Origin of the sequence: Streptococcus sp. HMSC070B10, assembly GCF_001808665.1 — a bacterium.
Taxonomy (GTDB): Bacteria; Bacillota; Bacilli; order Lactobacillales; family Streptococcaceae; genus Streptococcus.
The window spans coordinates 41,246-59,765 of the sequence record NZ_KV794199.1 but is presented as its reverse complement, the minus strand read 5'-3'; the positions used below and the strand labels follow the sequence as shown (position 1 = coordinate 59,765).

The 18,520-nt window shown below is 43.7% G+C and carries 16 protein-coding genes; 14 read left to right on the top strand and 2 right to left on the bottom strand.

Translation table 11 applies throughout. From position 1 onward, the window contains the following. Nucleotides 1-70: 70 nt before the first annotated feature. The 14 genes from HMPREF2613_RS06650 (at nt 71) to HMPREF2613_RS06585 (ending at nt 16,054) form a co-directional block, all read left to right on the top strand. Entirely contained in the window at nt 71-811 is a 741-nt protein-coding gene (locus HMPREF2613_RS06650; protein WP_004255427.1) for a class I SAM-dependent DNA methyltransferase, read from the top strand. Nucleotides 812-820: 9 nt separating this feature from the next. Further along, complete coding sequence (locus HMPREF2613_RS06645; protein WP_070479800.1) at nt 821-1,918, top strand: nucleotidyltransferase; 1,098 nt, start codon at nt 821-823, stop codon at nt 1,916-1,918. A 190-nt stretch (nt 1,919-2,108) separates the two neighbouring features. Then, a complete protein-coding gene (locus HMPREF2613_RS06640) occupies nt 2,109-3,722 on the top strand; it encodes a ribonuclease Y (RefSeq protein ID WP_000404934.1) in 1,614 nt (537 codons plus the stop codon). Nucleotides 3,723-3,849: 127 nt separating this feature from the next. Then, complete coding sequence (gene gmk / locus HMPREF2613_RS06635) at nt 3,850-4,476, top strand: guanylate kinase (RefSeq protein WP_000775041.1); 627 nt, start codon at nt 3,850-3,852, stop codon at nt 4,474-4,476. A 24-nt stretch (nt 4,477-4,500) separates the two neighbouring features. Continuing rightward, nucleotides 4,501-4,815: a DNA-directed RNA polymerase subunit omega gene (rpoZ, locus tag HMPREF2613_RS06630; RefSeq protein ID WP_000979235.1), complete on the top strand. Its 315-nt coding sequence runs from the start codon at nt 4,501-4,503 to the stop codon at nt 4,813-4,815. 65 nt (nt 4,816-4,880) lie between these two features. Continuing rightward, nucleotides 4,881-7,277 carry a primosomal protein N' gene (locus tag HMPREF2613_RS06625; RefSeq protein WP_070479799.1) on the top strand — a complete coding sequence of 799 codons (2,397 nt, stop codon included), beginning with the start codon at nt 4,881-4,883 and terminating at the stop codon, nt 7,275-7,277. A gap of 12 nt (nt 7,278-7,289) precedes the next feature. Then, entirely contained in the window at nt 7,290-8,225 is a 936-nt protein-coding gene (gene fmt / locus HMPREF2613_RS06620) for a methionyl-tRNA formyltransferase (protein WP_070479798.1), read from the top strand. Next, a complete protein-coding gene (gene rsmB / locus HMPREF2613_RS06615; protein WP_070479823.1) occupies nt 8,218-9,531 on the top strand; it encodes a 16S rRNA (cytosine(967)-C(5))-methyltransferase RsmB in 1,314 nt (437 codons plus the stop codon). The genes fmt and rsmB overlap by 8 nt, the downstream gene beginning before the upstream one ends. A 14-nt stretch (nt 9,532-9,545) precedes the next feature. Beyond that, complete coding sequence (locus tag HMPREF2613_RS06610) at nt 9,546-10,286, top strand: Stp1/IreP family PP2C-type Ser/Thr phosphatase (protein WP_070479797.1); 741 nt, start codon at nt 9,546-9,548, stop codon at nt 10,284-10,286. Beyond that, a complete protein-coding gene (gene pknB, locus HMPREF2613_RS06605; protein WP_070479796.1) occupies nt 10,283-12,196 on the top strand; it encodes a Stk1 family PASTA domain-containing Ser/Thr kinase in 1,914 nt (637 codons plus the stop codon). Before HMPREF2613_RS06610 ends, pknB begins: the two co-directional genes overlap by 4 nt. A gap of 88 nt (nt 12,197-12,284) precedes the next feature. Next, nucleotides 12,285-13,043: a threonine/serine exporter family protein gene (locus tag HMPREF2613_RS06600; RefSeq protein WP_070479795.1), complete on the top strand. Its 759-nt coding sequence runs from the start codon at nt 12,285-12,287 to the stop codon at nt 13,041-13,043. Nucleotide 13,044: 1 nt separating this feature from the next. Then, the gene (locus HMPREF2613_RS06595) at nt 13,045-13,494 is read left to right on the top strand and encodes a threonine/serine exporter family protein (protein ID WP_070479794.1); all 450 of its coding nucleotides are present in this window, start codon (nt 13,045-13,047) and stop codon (nt 13,492-13,494) included. Nucleotides 13,495-13,607: 113 nt separating this feature from the next. After that, complete coding sequence (locus HMPREF2613_RS06590) at nt 13,608-14,783, top strand: hydroxymethylglutaryl-CoA synthase (RefSeq protein ID WP_070479793.1); 1,176 nt, start codon at nt 13,608-13,610, stop codon at nt 14,781-14,783. Continuing rightward, complete coding sequence (locus tag HMPREF2613_RS06585; protein WP_070479792.1) at nt 14,780-16,054, top strand: hydroxymethylglutaryl-CoA reductase, degradative; 1,275 nt, start codon at nt 14,780-14,782, stop codon at nt 16,052-16,054. The genes HMPREF2613_RS06590 and HMPREF2613_RS06585 overlap by 4 nt, the downstream gene beginning before the upstream one ends. A 36-nt stretch (nt 16,055-16,090) precedes the next feature. Here the strand turns inward: HMPREF2613_RS06585 and HMPREF2613_RS06580 are convergent, their stop codons facing one another. Further along, complete coding sequence (locus HMPREF2613_RS06580) at nt 16,091-17,056, bottom strand: LacI family DNA-binding transcriptional regulator (RefSeq protein WP_070479791.1); 966 nt, start codon at nt 17,054-17,056, stop codon at nt 16,091-16,093. Next, nucleotides 17,037-18,491: a sucrose-6-phosphate hydrolase gene (locus HMPREF2613_RS06575; RefSeq protein ID WP_070479790.1), complete on the bottom strand. Its 1,455-nt coding sequence runs from the start codon at nt 18,489-18,491 to the stop codon at nt 17,037-17,039. Before HMPREF2613_RS06575 ends, HMPREF2613_RS06580 begins: the two co-directional genes overlap by 20 nt. Nucleotides 18,492-18,520: the final 29 nt, after the last annotated feature.

Sequence of the window (18,520 nt, the reverse complement as noted above, 5' to 3'; positions counted from 1 at the left end):
TTTTAGAAAAAATGGATAGAAAGGTATAGGGCGAGTGGTGTTTGCCATGGAGGCTCTTGGTATCATGATTATGGCAACTTATGAAACCTTTGCGGCGGTCTATGATGCGGTCATGGACGATAGTTTATATGATAAATGGACGGATTTTTCTCTGGGTCATTTGCCTAAGACAAAGGAGAGAAAAAAACTCTTGGAATTGGCTTGTGGGACAGGCATCCAGTCTGTACGCTTTTCTCAAGCTGGTTTTGATGTGACTGGACTTGACTTGAGCGCAGATATGCTGAAGATTGCGGAGAAGAGAGCGGCTTCAGCCAAACAAAAGATTGATTTTATTGAAGGCAATATGTTGGATTTGTCCAAGGTAGGTCAATACGACTTTGTCACTTGTTATTCGGACTCTATCTGCTACATGCAGGATGAGGTGGAAGTAGGGGATGTTTTTAAGGAAGTGTATAATGCCCTTAATGAAGATGGAGTTTTCATCTTTGATGTGCATTCGACCTACCAGACAGACGAAGTTTTTCCAGGCTATTCTTATCATGAAAATGCAGAAGATTTCGCCATGCTATGGGATACCTATGAGGATGCGGCGCCTCACTCTATCGTTCATGAGTTGACTTTCTTTGTCAAGGAAGCGGATGGTTCCTTTAGTCGCCACGATGAAGTGCATGAGGAGCGAACCTATGAGGTCTTGACCTATGATATTTTGCTGGAACAGGCCGGATTCAAATCCTTCAAACTCTTTGCGGACTTTGAAGACAAAGAGCCAACAGAAACCAGCACCCGTTGGTTTTTTGTGGCGCAGAAGTAGGAGATTATCATGACCATCACGGGTATTATCGCGGAGTTCAATCCTTTTCATAATGGCCACAAATACCTGCTTGAGCAGACGAAGGGGTTGAAAATTGTGGCCATGTCTGGGAATTTCATGCAGAGAGGCGAGCCTGCTATCGTGGACAAGTGGACACGAGCCCAGATGGTGCTTGAAAATGGTGCTGATCTGGTAGTGGAACTGCCCTTTTTAGTCAGTGTTCAGGCGGCGGATTTCTTTGGCCAAGGGGCTGTGGATATCTTGGCTCGGTTGGGTATTGATAGCCTCGCTTTTGGAACAGAAGAAGTTCTGGATTATCAAAAAATCGCTGACTTATACGCAGAGCAAGGTAGAGAGATGGAGAATTTTGTGGAAAATCTGCCTGATTCTCTCTCCTATCCCCAGAAAACCCAAGCCATGTGGAAGGAATTTGCTGGTCTTGATTTTTCAGGCCATACACCCAATCATGTTCTTGCTTTGGCCTATGCCAAGGCGGTTGCGGGACGAAATATCAAGCTGTATCCGATTCAGCGTCAGGGGGCTGGTTACCATTCTGTGGACCAGGATGTGGACTTCGCCTCGGCGACAGCCCTCCGTCAGCACCAAAGGGACAAAGATTTCTTAGAACGATTTATGCCTTCTGTTGCCCTATTTGAGCAGACCAGTAAAGTGAGCTGGGAAGACTATTTTCCTTTGCTCCGCTATCAAATCTTGTCAAATCCCGACATAACCACCATCTATCAGGTCAATCAAGAAATGGCTGTGCGCATTAAAGAGACCATCAAGACAGTCCAGTCTGTGGAAGACTTGATTGAGGCGGTTGCGACCAAACGTTACACCAAGGCGCGTGTCAGACGCCTTTTGACCTATATCTTGGTGCAGGCTAGAGAAAGTGACTTGCCAGAAGGCATCCATGTTCTTGGCTTTACTGAAAAAGGCAGGCAACATCTCAAGTCTTTGAAAGGGCAGGTCGATCTAGTCAGCCGAATTGGCAAAGAACCTTGGGATGCTATGACCCAAAAGGCAGACCAGATTTACCAACTGGGAAATCCAAGTATAGCAGAGCAGAATTTTGGAAGAGTACCGATTAGAATAGAAATAAACTAAGTCTACTGAAAAGTAGGCTTTTTCTCAAGTCTCTACTAAACTACTATTTCTAAATAACAATTTTATTTTTGTGAATGTGTTCCAATTTCCCCAAAACATATTCTATTTTAGGTTTGTGAAAATCACTTTTTTATGGTAGAATGTAAAAGAATGTATGTCATTCGGAATAACAATAAAATGAGGTAAAAACATGGAAATCATGTCGCTTGCGATTGCTGTTTTTGCCGTCATCATTGGTTTAGTCATTGGATATGTCAGCATCTCAGCCAAGATGAAATCATCTCAGGAAGCTGCAGAGTTGATGCTTTTAAATGCTGAACAAGAAGCAACTAATTTACGTGGACAAGCTGAACGTGAAGCGGATTTACTTGTTAATGAAGCTAAACGTGAAAGCAAGTCTCTTAAAAAAGAAGCACTATTGGAGGCCAAAGAAGAAGCCAGAAAATACCGTGAAGAAGTGGACGCTGAATTCAAATCAGAACGTCAAGAACTCAAACAAATCGAAAGTCGTTTGACAGAGAGAGCTACTAGCCTTGACCGTAAGGACGACAATTTGACGAGTAAAGAACAAACACTTGAACAAAAAGAACAAAGTATTTCTGATAGAGCGAAAAACCTTGATGCGCGTGAAGAGCAATTAGAGGAAGTCGAAAGACAAAAAGAAGCAGAGCTAGAGCGTATTGGTGCCCTGTCTCAGGCAGAAGCACGAGATATTATCTTGGCTCAGACAGAGGAAAACTTGACCAAGGAGATTGCTAGCCGCATTCGTGAAGCTGAGCAAGAGGTCAAGGAACGTTCTGACAAAATGGCCAAGGACATCTTGGTTCAAGCCATGCAACGTATCGCTGGTGAATATGTGGCGGAGTCAACAAACTCAACGGTTCACCTGCCAGACGATACTATGAAGGGACGCATTATTGGTCGTGAAGGTCGTAACATTCGTACCTTTGAAAGTTTGACAGGGGTCGATGTGATTATCGACGATACACCAGAAGTGGTGACCTTATCAGGTTTTGACCCGATTCGTCGTGAAATTGCCCGTATGACTATGGAAATGTTGCTCAAGGATGGTCGTATCCACCCAGCTCGTATCGAAGAGTTGGTTGAGAAAAACCGTCAAGAGATTGACAATAAGATTCGTGAATACGGTGAGGCTGCTGCCTATGAAATTGGGGCACCAAACCTTCATCCAGACTTGATGAAAATCATGGGTCGCTTGCAGTTCCGTACTTCATATGGACAAAATGTCTTACGTCATTCGATTGAGGTTGCTAAGTTAGCTGGTATCATGGCGAGCGAACTTGGTGAAAATGCGGCTCTTGCTCGTCGTGCAGGGTTCCTTCACGATATCGGAAAAGCCATTGACCGTGAGGTTGAAGGTAGCCACGTTGAAATCGGTATGGAATTGGCTCGTAAGTACAAGGAACATCCAGTTGTGGTGAATACAATTGCTAGCCACCACGGTGATGTCGAAGCCGAAAGCGTCATTGCAGTGATTGTTGCTGCAGCAGATGCTTTGAGCGCTGCCCGTCCGGGTGCTCGTAGTGAGTCTCTTGAAAGCTACATCAAACGTCTTCATGATTTGGAAGAAATTGCGAACGGCTTTGAAGGAGTACAGAATAGCTTTGCCCTTCAAGCAGGACGTGAAATCCGCATCATGGTCAATCCAGGACAAATCAAAGACGACAAAGTCACAATCTTGGCTCACAAAGTTCGTGAGAAAATTGAAAACAATCTCGATTACCCTGGAAATATCAAGGTAACCGTGATTCGCGAGCTTCGTGCAGTAGATTATGCTAAATAAATAAGAAAGAGCAGTTGAAAAATTACTGCTTTTTTGTTACACTAGATAGAAAGACTGTAAAGGATAATCTGGCTTTTTGCCATTATTCTAGAAATGTTATTTCACAGACTGACGAAAAGGAGACACAATGGCAGACCGAGGCTTACTAATCGTTTTTTCTGGTCCTTCAGGGGTTGGAAAAGGAACGGTTAGAAGAGAGATTTTTGAGAGTTCTGAAAACCAATTTCAATACTCTGTATCGATGACGACACGCGCACAACGTCCTGGAGAAGTGGACGGTGTTGACTATTTCTTCCGTACTCGTGAAGAGTTTGAAGAGCTGATTCGTCAAGGACAGATGTTGGAATACGCAGAATATGTCGGCAACTACTATGGAACTCCTCTGACCTATGTCAACGAAACCTTGGACAAGGGAATCGATGTTTTCCTTGAAATTGAAGTTCAAGGCGCTCTTCAGGTCAAGAAAAAGGTTCCAGATGCTGTCTTTATCTTCCTGACACCACCAGATTTGGATGAATTGCAAGATCGTTTAGTAGGTCGTGGAACAGACAGTGCAGAAGTGATTGCCCAACGAATCGAAAAAGCCAAGGAAGAAATTGCTCTCATGCGTGAGTATGATTATGCGATTGTCAACGATCAGGTGCCCCTAGCTGCTGAGCGTGTCAAACGTGTTATTGAAGCAGAGCACTTCCGTGTAGATCGTGTCATTGGTCACTATCAGGAGATGTTACCAAAATCTCCAACTACTCGATAAAATTTAGAAAATAGGTACAAGCAAATGATGTTAAAACCCTCTATTGATACCTTGCTCGACAAGGTTCCATCAAAATATTCACTCGTAATTTTGGAAGCAAAACGTGCCCACGAATTGGAAGCAGGTGCGCCAGCAACTCAAGGTTTCAAGTCTGAAAAATCAACTCTTCGCGCTTTAGAAGAAATCGAATCAGGAAACGTTACAATTCACCCAGATCCAGAAGGAAAACGTGAAGCAGTGCGTCGCCGTATCGAAGAAGAAAAACGCCGCAAAGAAGAAGAAGAAAAGAAAATCAAAGAGCAAATCGCTAAAGAAAAAGAAGATGGTGAAAAAATTTAAGGTTGGGGGGACTCAATCTTATTTTTTCTATTGCAAGAATGTACTGACAAGGAGGAGGTGAGAAGATGGCTATAGCCAAGATTATCGTAGATGTGCCTTTGATGCAGACGGACCAGCCCTATAGTTACAGGATTCCTAAGGAATTCGAGGGAATGCTAGAAGTTGGGATGCGGGTTCATGTGCCTTTTGGTAAGGGCAATCGCCTGATTCAAGGGATTGTTCTTGGTTTGGAGTCCCAACCAGATGAAGAAGAGGCTAATCATGATTTAAAAGATATTGCGGAGGTGCTGGATTTTTCTCCTGTTCTCACGCAAGAACAACTCTGGCTTGCTGAGGAGTTACGCAAGTCCGTCTTCTCCTATAAAATCTCCATCCTCAAGGCTATGCTACCAGGATTTCTGAACTCCAGCTATGACAAGATTCTCTATCCTCTTGCAGGTCTGAGTCAGGAAGACCGAGAGCGCTTGTTTGGTTCAGAGGATTCGCTTGCATTTTCTTCTCTGGATTTAGCTAAGCAAGCTGAAATGATGCGTTTGACTAGAAAAGGCCTGCTTGGTCTAGAATATCAGGCAATTGATCAAAAGAAGGTCAAGACCCAGTCTTGGTATGAGGTTGACCTTGCTCAATTAGAAAGTGTAGAGATTTCTACGCGTGCTAAGAAAAAGTTGGAATTGAGAGATTATTTGCTGTCTCATCCAGAGAGTACTTCTTTGGCTAGTTTGTTAGAGTCCTACTCGCGGGAGCAAGTCAACTTCTTTGTGGAACAAGGTGCTGTGACCATAGTCCAAAAGGAAGTTCAACGCTCGGCTGCTTATTTTGAAGGGATTGAAGCAAGTCAGCCTTTGGAGTTGAATCCAGAGCAAAGGCAGGCGCGTGATGCGGTTGTCAGTGCGATTGGCAGTCATCAGGCTCCCTTCCTCCTTCAAGGGATTACAGGAAGTGGGAAGACCGAGGTTTACTTGCAGATTATCCAAGGGGCTTTGGATAAGGGCAAGACAGCTATTTTGCTGGTACCTGAGATTTCCTTGACTCCTCAGATGACGGAGCGTTTTATCGCTCGTTTTGGGGATAAGGTTGCCATTCTTCACTCTGGCCTGTCTAATGGTGAAAAGTATGATGAATGGCGCAAAGTGGAACGTGGCGATGCCCAAGTTGTTGTTGGTGCTAGATCGGCCATCTTTGCTCCGCTGAAGAATCTAGGTGTTATGATTATCGATGAGGAGCACGAAGCGACTTATAAGCAGGACAGCAATCCCCGTTACCATGCTAGAGAGGTGGCTGTTTTACGGGCCCAATACAATCAAGCGGCATTGGTTCTTGGTTCCGCGACACCGAGCTTAGAAAGCCGTGCTCGGGCTGGCAAAGGCGTTTATCAACATTTACGTCTGACCCAACGCGCCAATCCTTTAGCTAGGATCCCTGAGGTTCAAGTGATTGATTTTCGGGACTATATCGGACAAAATGAGACGTCAAACTTTACGCCCCCTTTGCTAGAAGCTATTCAGGACCGTCTGGCTAAAAAAGAGCAGGTGGTTCTCATGCTCAATCGTCGTGGTTATTCTAGCTTTGTCATGTGTCGGGAATGTGGGACGGTGGATACTTGTCCTAACTGTGACATTTCCTTGACCTTGCACATGGATACCAAGACCATGAACTGCCATTATTGTGGTTTTTCAAAGGACATTCCTCAAGTCTGTCCTAACTGTAAGAGCCGCAGTATTCGTTACTATGGGACAGGAACACAGAAGGCTTATGACGAGCTAGCAGAACTCTTTCCGCAGGCCCGCATTCTACGGATGGATGTGGATACGACTCGTAAGAAAGGTAGTCATCAAGCTCTCCTTGACCAGTTTGGGCGAGGAGAAGCGGATATCTTGCTGGGTACACAGATGATTGCTAAGGGCTTAGATTTTCCCAATGTGACTTTGGTCGGAGTGCTCAATGCCGATACGGCCTTGAATCTACCAGATTTCCGTTCTTCTGAGAGAACCTTCCAACTTTTGACTCAGGTGGCAGGTCGGGCAGGACGTGCTGAAAAAGCTGGGCAGGTCTTGATTCAGTCTTACAATCCTCAGCACTACGCTATTCGATTTGCAAAAGACCAGGACTACGAAGGCTTTTACGCTTATGAAATGGGAATCAGACGACAACTTGGTTATCCACCATACTATTTCACCATTGGCATTACCCTTTCTCACAAGAAAGAAGAAGAGGTAGTCAAACGTGCCTATGAAGTCATGAATATTTTGCGGTCAGGTTTGTCAGAGACCAGTTATATTCTGGGGCCGACGCCAAAACCCATTGCTCGTACCCACAACCTCTATCATTACCAGATTTTGATTAAATACCGTTTAGAAGATGAGCTGGGGCCGACCCTCAACCAGGTCTTAGCCTTGACTCAAGAAAGGGAAAATAGTGAGCTCCGTCTCAGCATTGACCATGAGCCACAGCAATTTTTATAAGAAGGAGAAGATATGACAAAATTAATCTTTATGGGGACCCCCGACTTTTCAGCAACAGTCTTAAAAGGGCTTTTGACAGATGACCGTTACGAGATTCTAGCAGTTGTGACCCAGCCAGACCGTGCTGTTGGGCGTAAAAAAGTTATCCAAGAAACCCCGGTCAAGCAGGCTGCTAAAGAAGCAGGTCTTCCAATCTACCAACCTGAAAAATTATCTGGAAGTCCAGAGATGGAAACTATTATGCAGCTAGGAGCAGATGGAATTGTGACTGCTGCTTTTGGGCAGTTTCTCCCAAGTAAACTCCTTGATAGCATGGATTTTGCGGTCAATGTTCACGCTTCCCTTCTTCCAAAACACCGTGGTGGTGCGCCTATCCATTATGCCTTGATTCAAGGGGATGAGGAAGCTGGTGTGACTATTATGGAAATGGTCAAGGAAATGGATGCAGGAGATATGATTTCTCGTCGTAGCATTCCTATCACAGATGAGGATAATGTCGGTACCTTATTTGAGAAATTAGCTGTCGTTGGTCGTGATTTGCTTTTGGACACTTTGCCAACCTATATTGCTGGTGACATCAAACCTGAACCGCAAGATCCAATTCAGGTTACCTTCTCGCCAAATATCAAGCCAGAAGAAGAAAAACTGGACTGGACTAAAACCAATCGTCAACTCTTCAACCAAATCCGTGGCATGAACCCCTGGCCTGTTGCCCATACTTTCCTTAAGGGCGACCGTTTTAAGATTTATGAAGCCCTACCAGTAGATGGTCAGGGAAATACAGGTGAGATCCTCTCAATTGGTAAGAAAGAATTGATTGTCGCAACGGCAGAAGGAGCTTTGTCTCTAAAACAAGTGCAGCCAGCTGGTAAACCTAAGATGGACATTGCTTCCTTCCTCAACGGAGTTGGACGGACATTGACTGTAGGAGAACGATTTGGTGACTAAAGTAGAAACGGCTAGAAGTATAGCCCTAGCAGTGCTAGAGGATGTTTTTATCAATCAAGCATACTCAAATATCGCCTTAAATAAGCACCTCAAGGGTAGTCAACTTTCAGCAGCAGACAAGGGCTTGGTTACAGAGATTGTCTATGGAACGGTAGCCCGTAAACTGACTCTGGAATGGTACCTATCCCACTTTATCGAAGACAGAGACCAGTTAGACAGTTGGCTTTATGTCCTTCTTCTTGTTAGTGTCTACCAGCTCCGTTATTTGGACAAGATTCCAGATCATGCTGTGGTCAATGAAGCAGTAGAACTAGCCAAAGTCCGTAAAAAGGGCAGTGAAAAATTGGTCAATGCCGTCCTTCGCCGTATCCTGCGTGAAGGCTGGCCAGATATTGCCAGTATCAAGCGAAAAAATAAGCGTGATTCCATTGCCTATTCTCTCCCAGTTTGGCTAATTTCCAAGCTCAAGGAAGAATACGGAGAAGAGCGGGCGCAAGCTATTTTTGAAAGTCTTTTGGTGCGTAACAAGGCCAGCATTCGTGTGACTGATTTAAGTCGAAAAGAGGAAATCCAAGCCTTGTTGGAGGCCAGTGATTCATCTTTGTCTGTTTCTGGTCTGGTTAAGGAGCAAGGGTATTTTGCAGGTCATGATTTGTTTGCAGAAGGTGCTATAACCATTCAAGACGAGTCTAGTCAACTGGTTGCTCCGACTCTTGATCTACAAGGCGATGAGCAGGTCCTAGATGCCTGTGCAGCTCCGGGTGGGAAAACAGTCCATATAGCCTCTTATCTCACGACAGGTCAGGTTACGGCTCTGGACTTGTACGACCATAAGTTGGACTTAATTCAAGAAAACGCCCAACGTTTAGGAGTTTCAGATCGGATTCAAACGCAAAAATTGGATGCCAGAAAGGTACATGAGTTTTTTGGTCAGGATTCATTTGATAAGATTTTGGTAGATGCTCCCTGTTCAGGAATTGGTCTTCTGCGACGCAAACCAGACATCAAATACAATAAGGAAACATCAGATTTCGCATCCTTACAGGAAATTCAGCTAGAAATATTAGGTAGTGTTTGTCAAACACTAGGCAAAGGTGGTATAATAACTTATAGTACCTGTACTATTGTCTCAGAAGAGAACTTTCAAGTCGTACAGGCATTTTTAGAAAGTCATCCTGAATTTGAGCAGGTGAAACTAGAACATGAATGTAAGGATATCATGAAAGATGGCTGTATCCTCATCACCCCTGAATTGTATGGAAGTGATGGATTCTTCATCAGTCAATTTCGCAAGATATCGGATTAGGAAGGAACTAACACATGGAAATTTCATTATTAACAGATGTTGGTCAGAAACGAACAAATAACCAAGACTATGTCAACCACTATGTCAATAGAGCTGGACGTACCATGATTATCCTAGCTGATGGTATGGGAGGTCATCGCGCAGGGAATATCGCTAGTGAGATGGCGGTAACAGACCTGGGTGTAGCTTGGGTTGATACACAAATCGATACGGTTAATGAAGTGCGTGAATGGTTTGCTAACAACCTTGAGATTGAAAATCAAAGGATTAACCAATTGGGACAAAATGAAGCCTATAAAGGAATGGGAACAACCCTTGAGGCTGTAGCCATTATTGATAATCAGGCTATCTATGCCCACATTGGGGATTCTCGTATCGGTTTGATTCGTGGAGAAGAATACCACCAGTTAACGAGCGACCATTCTTTGGTCAATGAATTGCTTAAGGCAGGTCAATTGACGCCAGAAGAAGCTGCTAGCCATCCACAGAAAAATATTATTACTCAATCTATTGGTCAAAAAGATGAAATTCAGCCTGATTTTGGAATAATCACCCTTGAGCCTGGGGACTATCTCTTACTCAATAGCGATGGTTTGACAAATATGATTTCAGGAAGTGAGATTTCTGATATTGTAACTAGCGATATTTCTTTGGAAGATAAGGCAGCAACCTTGATCCGTTTTGCCAACAATGCAGGTGGTTTAGACAACATCACAGTTGCCCTTATTGCTGTTAATGAGGAGGAAACAGAATGATCCAAATCGGCAAGATTTTTGCCGGGCGGTATCGGATTCTCAAACAGATTGGTCGAGGAGGCATGGCAGATGTTTACTTGGCTAAAGATTTGATTCTAGACGGGGAAGAAGTGGCGGTAAAGGTCCTGAGGACCAACTACCAGACAGACCCGATTGCTGTGGCTCGTTTTCAGCGGGAAGCGAGAGCCATGGCAGATTTGGACCATCCTCATATCGTTCGGATTACAGATATCGGTGAAGAAGAGGGACAACAGTATCTCGCAATGGAATATGTTGCTGGATTAGACCTCAAACGCTATATCAAGGAACATCACCCTCTTTCAAATGAAGAAGCGGTTCGAATCATGGGACAAATCCTCTTGGCTATGCGCTTAGCCCATACTCGAGGAATTGTTCACAGGGATTTGAAACCGCAAAATATCCTTTTGACCCCAGATGGGACTGCCAAAGTTACAGACTTTGGGATTGCAGTAGCCTTTGCAGAGACGAGTCTAACTCAGACCAACTCAATGCTAGGTTCTGTGCATTATTTATCACCAGAGCAGGCGCGTGGTTCTAAAGCAACTGTGCAGAGTGATATCTATGCCATGGGAATTATTTTCTATGAGATGCTGACAGGTCATATTCCTTACGATGGGGATAGCGCAGTGACCATCGCCCTCCAGCATTTCCAGAAACCACTGCCATCGGTTATAGCCGAAAATCCATCTGTGCCTCAGGCTCTAGAAAATGTTGTTATCAAGGCAACTGCTAAGAAATTGACAGATCGCTACAAATCAGTCGCTGAAATGTATGTGGATTTGTCGAGTAGTTTGTCTAATAATCGTCGTAATGAACCAAAGCTAGTCTTTGACGATGCAACTAAGGCAGATACTAAAACTCTTCCTAAAGTTCCACAAAGTACCTTGACTTCTATTCCTAAAGCTCCGGTACAAGAGGGAAGACCTCAGCCTAAGCCCCAGCCTCATCAGACAGAAAAACCAGTACCTAGTCCAAAGCCAACCAAACGGCGTCGCCTGAAAGCACGTTATCCAATTTTATTTGCGACCTTCTTGTTGGTTGTGGCATCCTTAGTATGGATTTTATATAGAACGCCTGCTACCATTGCCGTTCCAAAGGTGGCAGGTCAGACGGTTGCTGAGGCTAAAGAAGCGCTTAAGAAAGCCAATTTTGAGGTTGGTGAAGAAAAAACAGAGGCTAGTGATAAGGTTGAAGAAGGTCGTGTTATTCGTACCGATCCTGACGCTGGTACGACACGCAAAGAAGGAACAAAAATTAATTTGATTGTGTCTTCTGGTCAGCAATCCTTCCAACTTGGAAATTATCTTGGACGAAAATCTAGTGATGTAGTGGCAGAATTGAAAGGCAAGAAGGTTCCAGAAAATCTAATTAAGATTGAGGAAGAAGAATCCAACGAAATCGAAGCCGGTACAATCATGAAACAAAGTTTACCGGAGGGAACAACCTACGATCTTAGCAAGGCAACTCAAATAGTTCTGACTGTTGCTAAAAAAGTAAATTCTATTTCAATGCCAAGTTATATTGGTTCAAGTCTTGAATTCACTAAAATTAATTTGATTCAAATTGTTGGGGTGAAAGAGGCTAATATCGAAGTTGTAGAAGTGTCTAAAGCTCCTGAAGGAACTGCTGAGGGGACTGTTGTAGAGCAAAGTCCAAAAGCGGGTGGAAAAATTGATTTAGCCAGCACACGTATTAAAATTTCGATTTATAAACCCAAAACACCACCATCAAGTTCCTCTTCAACGTCAGTTCCACGTGGTAACCAAGGTTCACCTACTACTCCAAATCAAGGGAATCAACAAGGTGGCCAGCAAGGAAATCAACAAGGAACGGTTCCTACTCCGACTCAACCAAATAGTGAAGGAAACCACGAAAATTCTCGTGATTAAACGAATCTTTGTCATGATTTCATGGCAAAGATTTTTTTTGACTCCAGATTTGTGATAGAATAGAGAGAGTTGATAAAAGGAGGCAAGCATGGAAGAATCAAGAGAATTAAATGCCGTCATCGATGTGATTATGTTAGCTGGAACCATTCTTCTCAAAAGTGGCTCAGAGATTCATCGTGTAGAAGATACCATGATTCGAATTGCGCATTCACAGGGAATTGTGGATTGCAATGTTCTTGCCATGCCTGCCGCTATCTTTTTCTCCATTGAAAATACCAATATTTCGCGAATGAAACGCGTGACTTCCTCTTCTTATAATATTGAAAAAGTCTGTGATGTCAACCAGATTTCTCGTCAGCTGGTAGGGGGGCAAATTGATTTAGAGACAGCCTTCAAGCAATTGACGGCCTTGCAAGCCCAGCCCCTTCCTTATACTAAGTTGCAGGTAACTTTGGCTGCGACCTTTAGTGCTCCTTTCTTTTCTATTATGTTTAGTGGAAATCTTTACGACGCACTTGGGGCAGGAGTGGCTACCTTATTTGGTTTTGCCTTTTCCCTCTATGTGGAGAAGTTTATCCGAATTCCCTTTGTGACAGCCTTTGCTGGAGCCTTTGTCTTTGGGATGATAGCCCAGTTTTGGGCTCGCTACACAGGCTTTCCTTCAACGGCAGACTTGATTATAGCTGGTGCGGTCATGCCTTTTGTACCAGGGATTGCCTTGACCAACGCGGTTCGTGATATTATGACCAACCACATAAACTCTGGTATGAGTAAGATGTTTGAATCCCTGCTCATTACCCTTGCTTTAGGGGCGGGAACTTCTGTCGCCTTGGTATTGATGAATTAATATGACACTAACAACCTTTTTATTACAAGCAGTAGCAAGTCTTCTTGCCATTATCACTTTTTTAATCGTACTCAATGTTCAACGTTCTATGCTCTTACCAGGAGGAATTTTGGGCATGGCTGTCTGGCTAATTTATCTTTTGCTCAAGGAACCGACCAATGTTATTGTGGCTACTTTTATTGCAGCCATTATCGGTTCTTGTGTCAGCCAGATTTTAAGTATTTTTTATAAGACACCGGCTGTAGTCTTTATCTTGGCTATCTTGGCACCTCTGGTTCCGGGTTATCTTTCTTATCGAACAACAGCCTTTTTTGTGACGGGAGATTACAGTCATGCCATTACTAGTGCAACCTTGGTTGTTATGTTGGCTTTGGTGATTTCCATTGGAATGGCTAGCGGAACAGTGATTCTCAGACTTTATTCTCACTTACGAAAACAGCATAATGGTTAGAATAATAAGCGACTTGATTTGGTGAATCAAGTCTTTTTTCTCTCTTTTACTGCTATTTGTGATAAAATAGTATAGAACGATTTTTTACAATGAATGATAAAACAGAGGTAAATATGACAATCGGTATTGATAAGATTGGTTTTGCGACCAGTCAATATGTCTTGAAATTACAAGACTTAGCAGAAGCGAGGGGAATTGACCCTGAAAAATTAAGCAAAGGACTCTTGCTCAAGGAATTGAGTATTGCGCCTCTAACTGAGGATATCGTGACCTTGGCAGCCAGTGCAAGTGATTCTATTTTAACTGAGCAAGAAAGATCAGAAATTGATATGGTCATTGTGGCTACCGAGTCAGGAATTGACCAGAGTAAAGCTGCGGCCGTCTTTGTGCATGGTTTGCTGGGAATCCAGCCTTTTGCTCGTAGTTTCGAGATTAAAGAAGCCTGCTATGGAGCGACAGCTGCCCTTCATTATGCCAAATTGCATGTGGAAAATTCTCCAGAGTCCAAGGTCTTGGTCATCGCAAGCGATATTGCCAAATACGGTATTGAAACTCCAGGAGAACCCACTCAGGGTGCAGGAAGTGTGGCTATGTTGATTACACAAAATCCACGTATTATGGCCTTTAATAACGACAATGTGGCTCAGACTCGTGACATCATGGATTTCTGGCGTCCAAATTACTCAACAACTCCGTATGTAAATGGTGTCTATTCTACCCAACAATATTTGGATAGTTTGAAAACGACTTGGCTTGAATACCAAAAACGCTTCCAGCTTACCTTAGATGATTTTGCAGCTGTTTGCTTCCACTTGCCTTATCCTAAATTAGCGCTAAAGGGCTTGAAAAAGATCATGGATAAGAGCCTGTCTCAAGAGAAAAAAGACCTCTTGCAAAACCATTTTGACCAGTCTATTCTCTACAGTCAAAAGGTGGGGAATATCTATACAGGTTCACTTTTCCTTGGACTTTTGTCTCTCTTAGAAAATACAGAAAGCCTGAAGGCTGGAGATAAAATTGCCCTTTATAGTTACGGAAGCGGTGCTGTGGCTGAGTTCTTCAGTGGTGAATTGGTTGAAGGATATGAAGCTTATCTGGATAAGGACCGTTTGAACAAGCTCAACCAACGAACTGCCCTGTCTGTTGCAGACTATGAAAAAGTCTTCTTTGAGGAAGTAGACTTAGATGAAACAAATTCTACCCAGTTTGCTGGCTATGAAAATCAAGATTTTGCCTTGGTTGAAATTGTTGACCACCAACGCCGTTATAGCAAGGTTGAAAAAGAATGAAGATAAGTTGGAATGGATTTTCTAAAAAATCATACCATGAGCGCCTTGAGCTGTTAAAAGCTCAGGCGCTCCTTAGTCCTGAGACCCAAGCGAGTTTGGAGCAGGATGAACAGATGAGTGTGACTGTGGGAGACCAGCTGAGTGAGAATGTAGTGGGAACTTTTTCTCTGCCTTATTCGCTGGTCCCAGAGGTTCTCGTTAACGATCAGGAATACACAGTTCCCTATGTGACAGAAGAACCCTCTGTCGTTGCTGCGGCCAGCTATGCAAGTAAAATTATCAAGCGAGCAGGTGGCTTTACTGCTCAGATTCATGAGCGCCGGATGATTGGTCAGGTAGCCCTTTATCAAGTTGATGATCCAGATCTAGCGCAAGTGCAGATTGTCAGCAAGAAGGCTGAGCTCTTGGAGCTTGCTAATCAAGCCTATCCTTCCATTGTTAAACGCGGAGGTGGAGCGCGTGATTTGCATGTCGAGCAGATCAAAGGTGAAACAGACTTTCTCGTTGTTTATCTCCATGTCGATACCCAGGAAGCCATGGGAGCTAATATGCTCAATACCATGCTGGAAGCCTTGAAACCAGTCGTAGAAGAACTCAGTCAGGGACAGAGTCTCATGGGAATTCTGTCTAACTACGCGACCGATTCTCTGGTGACTGCAAGTTGTCGTATCGCTTTTCGCTACTTAAGTCGCCAAAAGGATCAAGGAAGAGAAATTGCGGAGAAAATGGCTTTGGCTAGCCAATTGGCGCAGGCTGATCCTTATCGAGCAGCTACCCACAATAAAGGGATTTTTAATGGTATTGATGCCATTTTGATTGCCACTGGTAATGACTGGCGTGCTATTGAGGCAGGAGCCCATGCTTTTGCCAGTCGAGACGGGCGCTACCAAGGTCTTAGTCAATGGACGCTGGACCTTGAAAGAGAAGAATTGGTTGGTCAAATGACTCTTCCTATGCCTGTAGCAACCAAGGGTGGCTCTATCGGCCTCAATCCTCGTGTAGCCCTCAGTCATGAGCTACTGGGAAATCCTTCTGCTAAAGAATTAGCCCAGCTTATCGTGTCTATCGGGCTTGCCCAAAACTTTGCAGCCCTCAAAGCCTTGGTCAGCACAGGAATTCAGCAAGGCCACATGAAATTGCAGGCCAAATCCTTGGCACTTCTCGCAGGTGCTAGTGAATCCGAGGTAGCTCCTCTAGTCGATCGCCTCATCGCAGAGAAAACCTTTAATTTAGAGACAGCCCAGCGTTATTTAGAAAACTTAAGATCATAAAAAAACTCAGACGAATTGGTCTGAGTTTTCTTGTACTTAAATACTTTTTCCTGGTAATAGTGTAACTGGTAAAAAGTAACCAGTTGTCGCAACTTCCTTGCCTTCAATCTTTTGCAAGAGGAGGTCAACAGTAAGGCAGGCAATTTCTTCCAAGGGTTGCTTGATAGTAGCCAGTTGAGGGTAGTAATTTTCGATAAAGTAAGTCCCATCATATCCGATGACCTTGAGCTCTTCTGGGACAGAGATGCCCAGTTCTTGAGCAATTTTAATGACTAGAATAGCAGTCAAATCATCCGAAGCAAAGATGGCATCTGGTTTTTGTCGAGTCAAGATATTCTTGATTTCCATTTCTTTTCTGACGGGAGAAAAGTCACTGGAAACATTGATAATAGGAGCTTTTGGGAGTACAGATGCAAAACCAGCGTGGCGTAGTCCAGTCGGCGAGTTAGAATTGTCGTTTCCTGTAATCATGATGATAGACTGGGCGCTTGTCTTAACCAAGGTCTGGGCAGCAAGAACCCCACCAGCATAGTTGTCAGAGGAAACGACAGGAATATCTGGTGACAGATTGCGGTCAAAGGAAATAATTGGTGCCGTCACGCGATTGTAGTCTTCGATTCCCAAGTTGTGACTACCCGAAATGATGCCGTCTACCTGATTGGCTTCCAACATTTCGATGTACTCGCGTTCCTTTTCAGAGTCATGCTCACTGTTGCAGATGATGGTCTTGTAACCATTTTTGAAGAGTTGATGTTCCAGCTTATCAATCAATTCTGCGTAGAAAACATTGGAAATATTGGGGAAAATCAAACCGATTAACTTAGCGGACTTTCCTTGTAGACTACGAGCCAGGTTGTTGGGTTTGTAGCCCAATTCTCGCATGGCTTCATTGACCTTTTGAATGGTTTTCTCAGAGAGATAACCTTTTTTATTGATAACCCGAGAAACGGTAGTAGGGCTGACGCCTGCAAGTTTTGCGACATCAGTTAGTTTTGCGACCATAATCTAATTCATAGTAAGTTCCAGTTGGTGTTCCAGATTTGATGAGGATACCATTTTGGTCCGCATGTGGGAAGACACGACCAGAAAATACTTTTTCTCCTTTATTGATGAAAATTTCAAAGACAGAGTTATCGATGAAGATTGTAGCAGTAGTAGCTTGATTGTCGATAGGGCAAGAACGAGTTGTCCCAAATTTTTGAGCGTACTGTTCACCAGCCTGGCTACGATCCACTGTTACTTGACCATTTATAAGGTCAAAGTTGATGGAAAGTCCCTTGCCTTCTTTATCAGCAAGTAAAACAATTTCGCTTTGGCTATTGGCTTCCAAGTTGAGTTCAAGTTCGTAAGTGTTCTTGGTTTGGGTACGGTTTGAGAAGGCTTCTTCAGAAGCACGAAGGTCCTTGATAGCCGCGACTGGGTATTGGTAGAGTTTGCCATCTTTGATAGTCAGTTCTTTAACCAAAGAGAAGGTTCCTTGGTGGTCAAAACGGTCAGATGGGTAAGAAACATCTGGCAAACCAAGCCAGCTAACTGCTAGAGCACGTCCGTCAGGAGCGTTGAAGGCTTGAGTTGCATAGGCTTCAAAACCATAATCCATGTTTTGGAGTTGAGACACATCTACCATTTTTGCATTTTCAGGATCAAAGGAAGCCCCGATTTTATACATATTTGGATAGATATTGTCGTAGTCTAGAACTTTCTTATCCAATCCTTGTGGGCAGTAGAGAAGGACAGGTTGCTCGCCTACAAAGACCAGATTTGGACATTCCATCATATAGGCAGTGCGGTCGTTAGCAAAGTCAAGGTCGCCAACTGCTTTCCAGTTTGTGTAGTCGTTGTCTACAGCCTTATAAAGACGAACGAAGCCTTTTTTATCCAAGTCCTGTCCGCCGACGATGGCATAATATTGCCCCTTGAAGTTAAAAATTTGCGGATCGCGGAAGTGGTCGGTAGAGTCTGCTGGCTGGTCAATCAAGATCTTGTCAATCTTCGTAATATTGCCATCCTTATCCATCAAAGCACCGATCTGGTATGGGTGACGGATCCAGTTTTCATCACGAACATTTCCTGTATAAAATAGGAACAAGTTATCGCCAAACTGCATGGCAGAACCAGAGTAGGCACCATGGCTATCTAATGGAGTATCTGGTAAAACTTTGATTCCAGTTTCTCTAAAGTGAATCAAATCATCACTTTCTAGCTGTGCCCAAGATTTCAAACCGTGGGCTGCACCAAAAGGAAAATTCTGGTAAAAGAGGATCCACTTGCCATCAAAGTAAGAAAAGCCATTTGGGTCGTTGAGAAGTCCTGTTTTTGGCTCAACATGGTAATGAGTATGCCATGGAGATTGTGCCATATTTTCTTTTATATTTTGAATTTCTTCTTGCGTCCAATCTTGATAAAGTCTGTAACGACGCTCAGTAGTCCATTCCATTCATTCATTCCTCCAAAAATCTTATCACA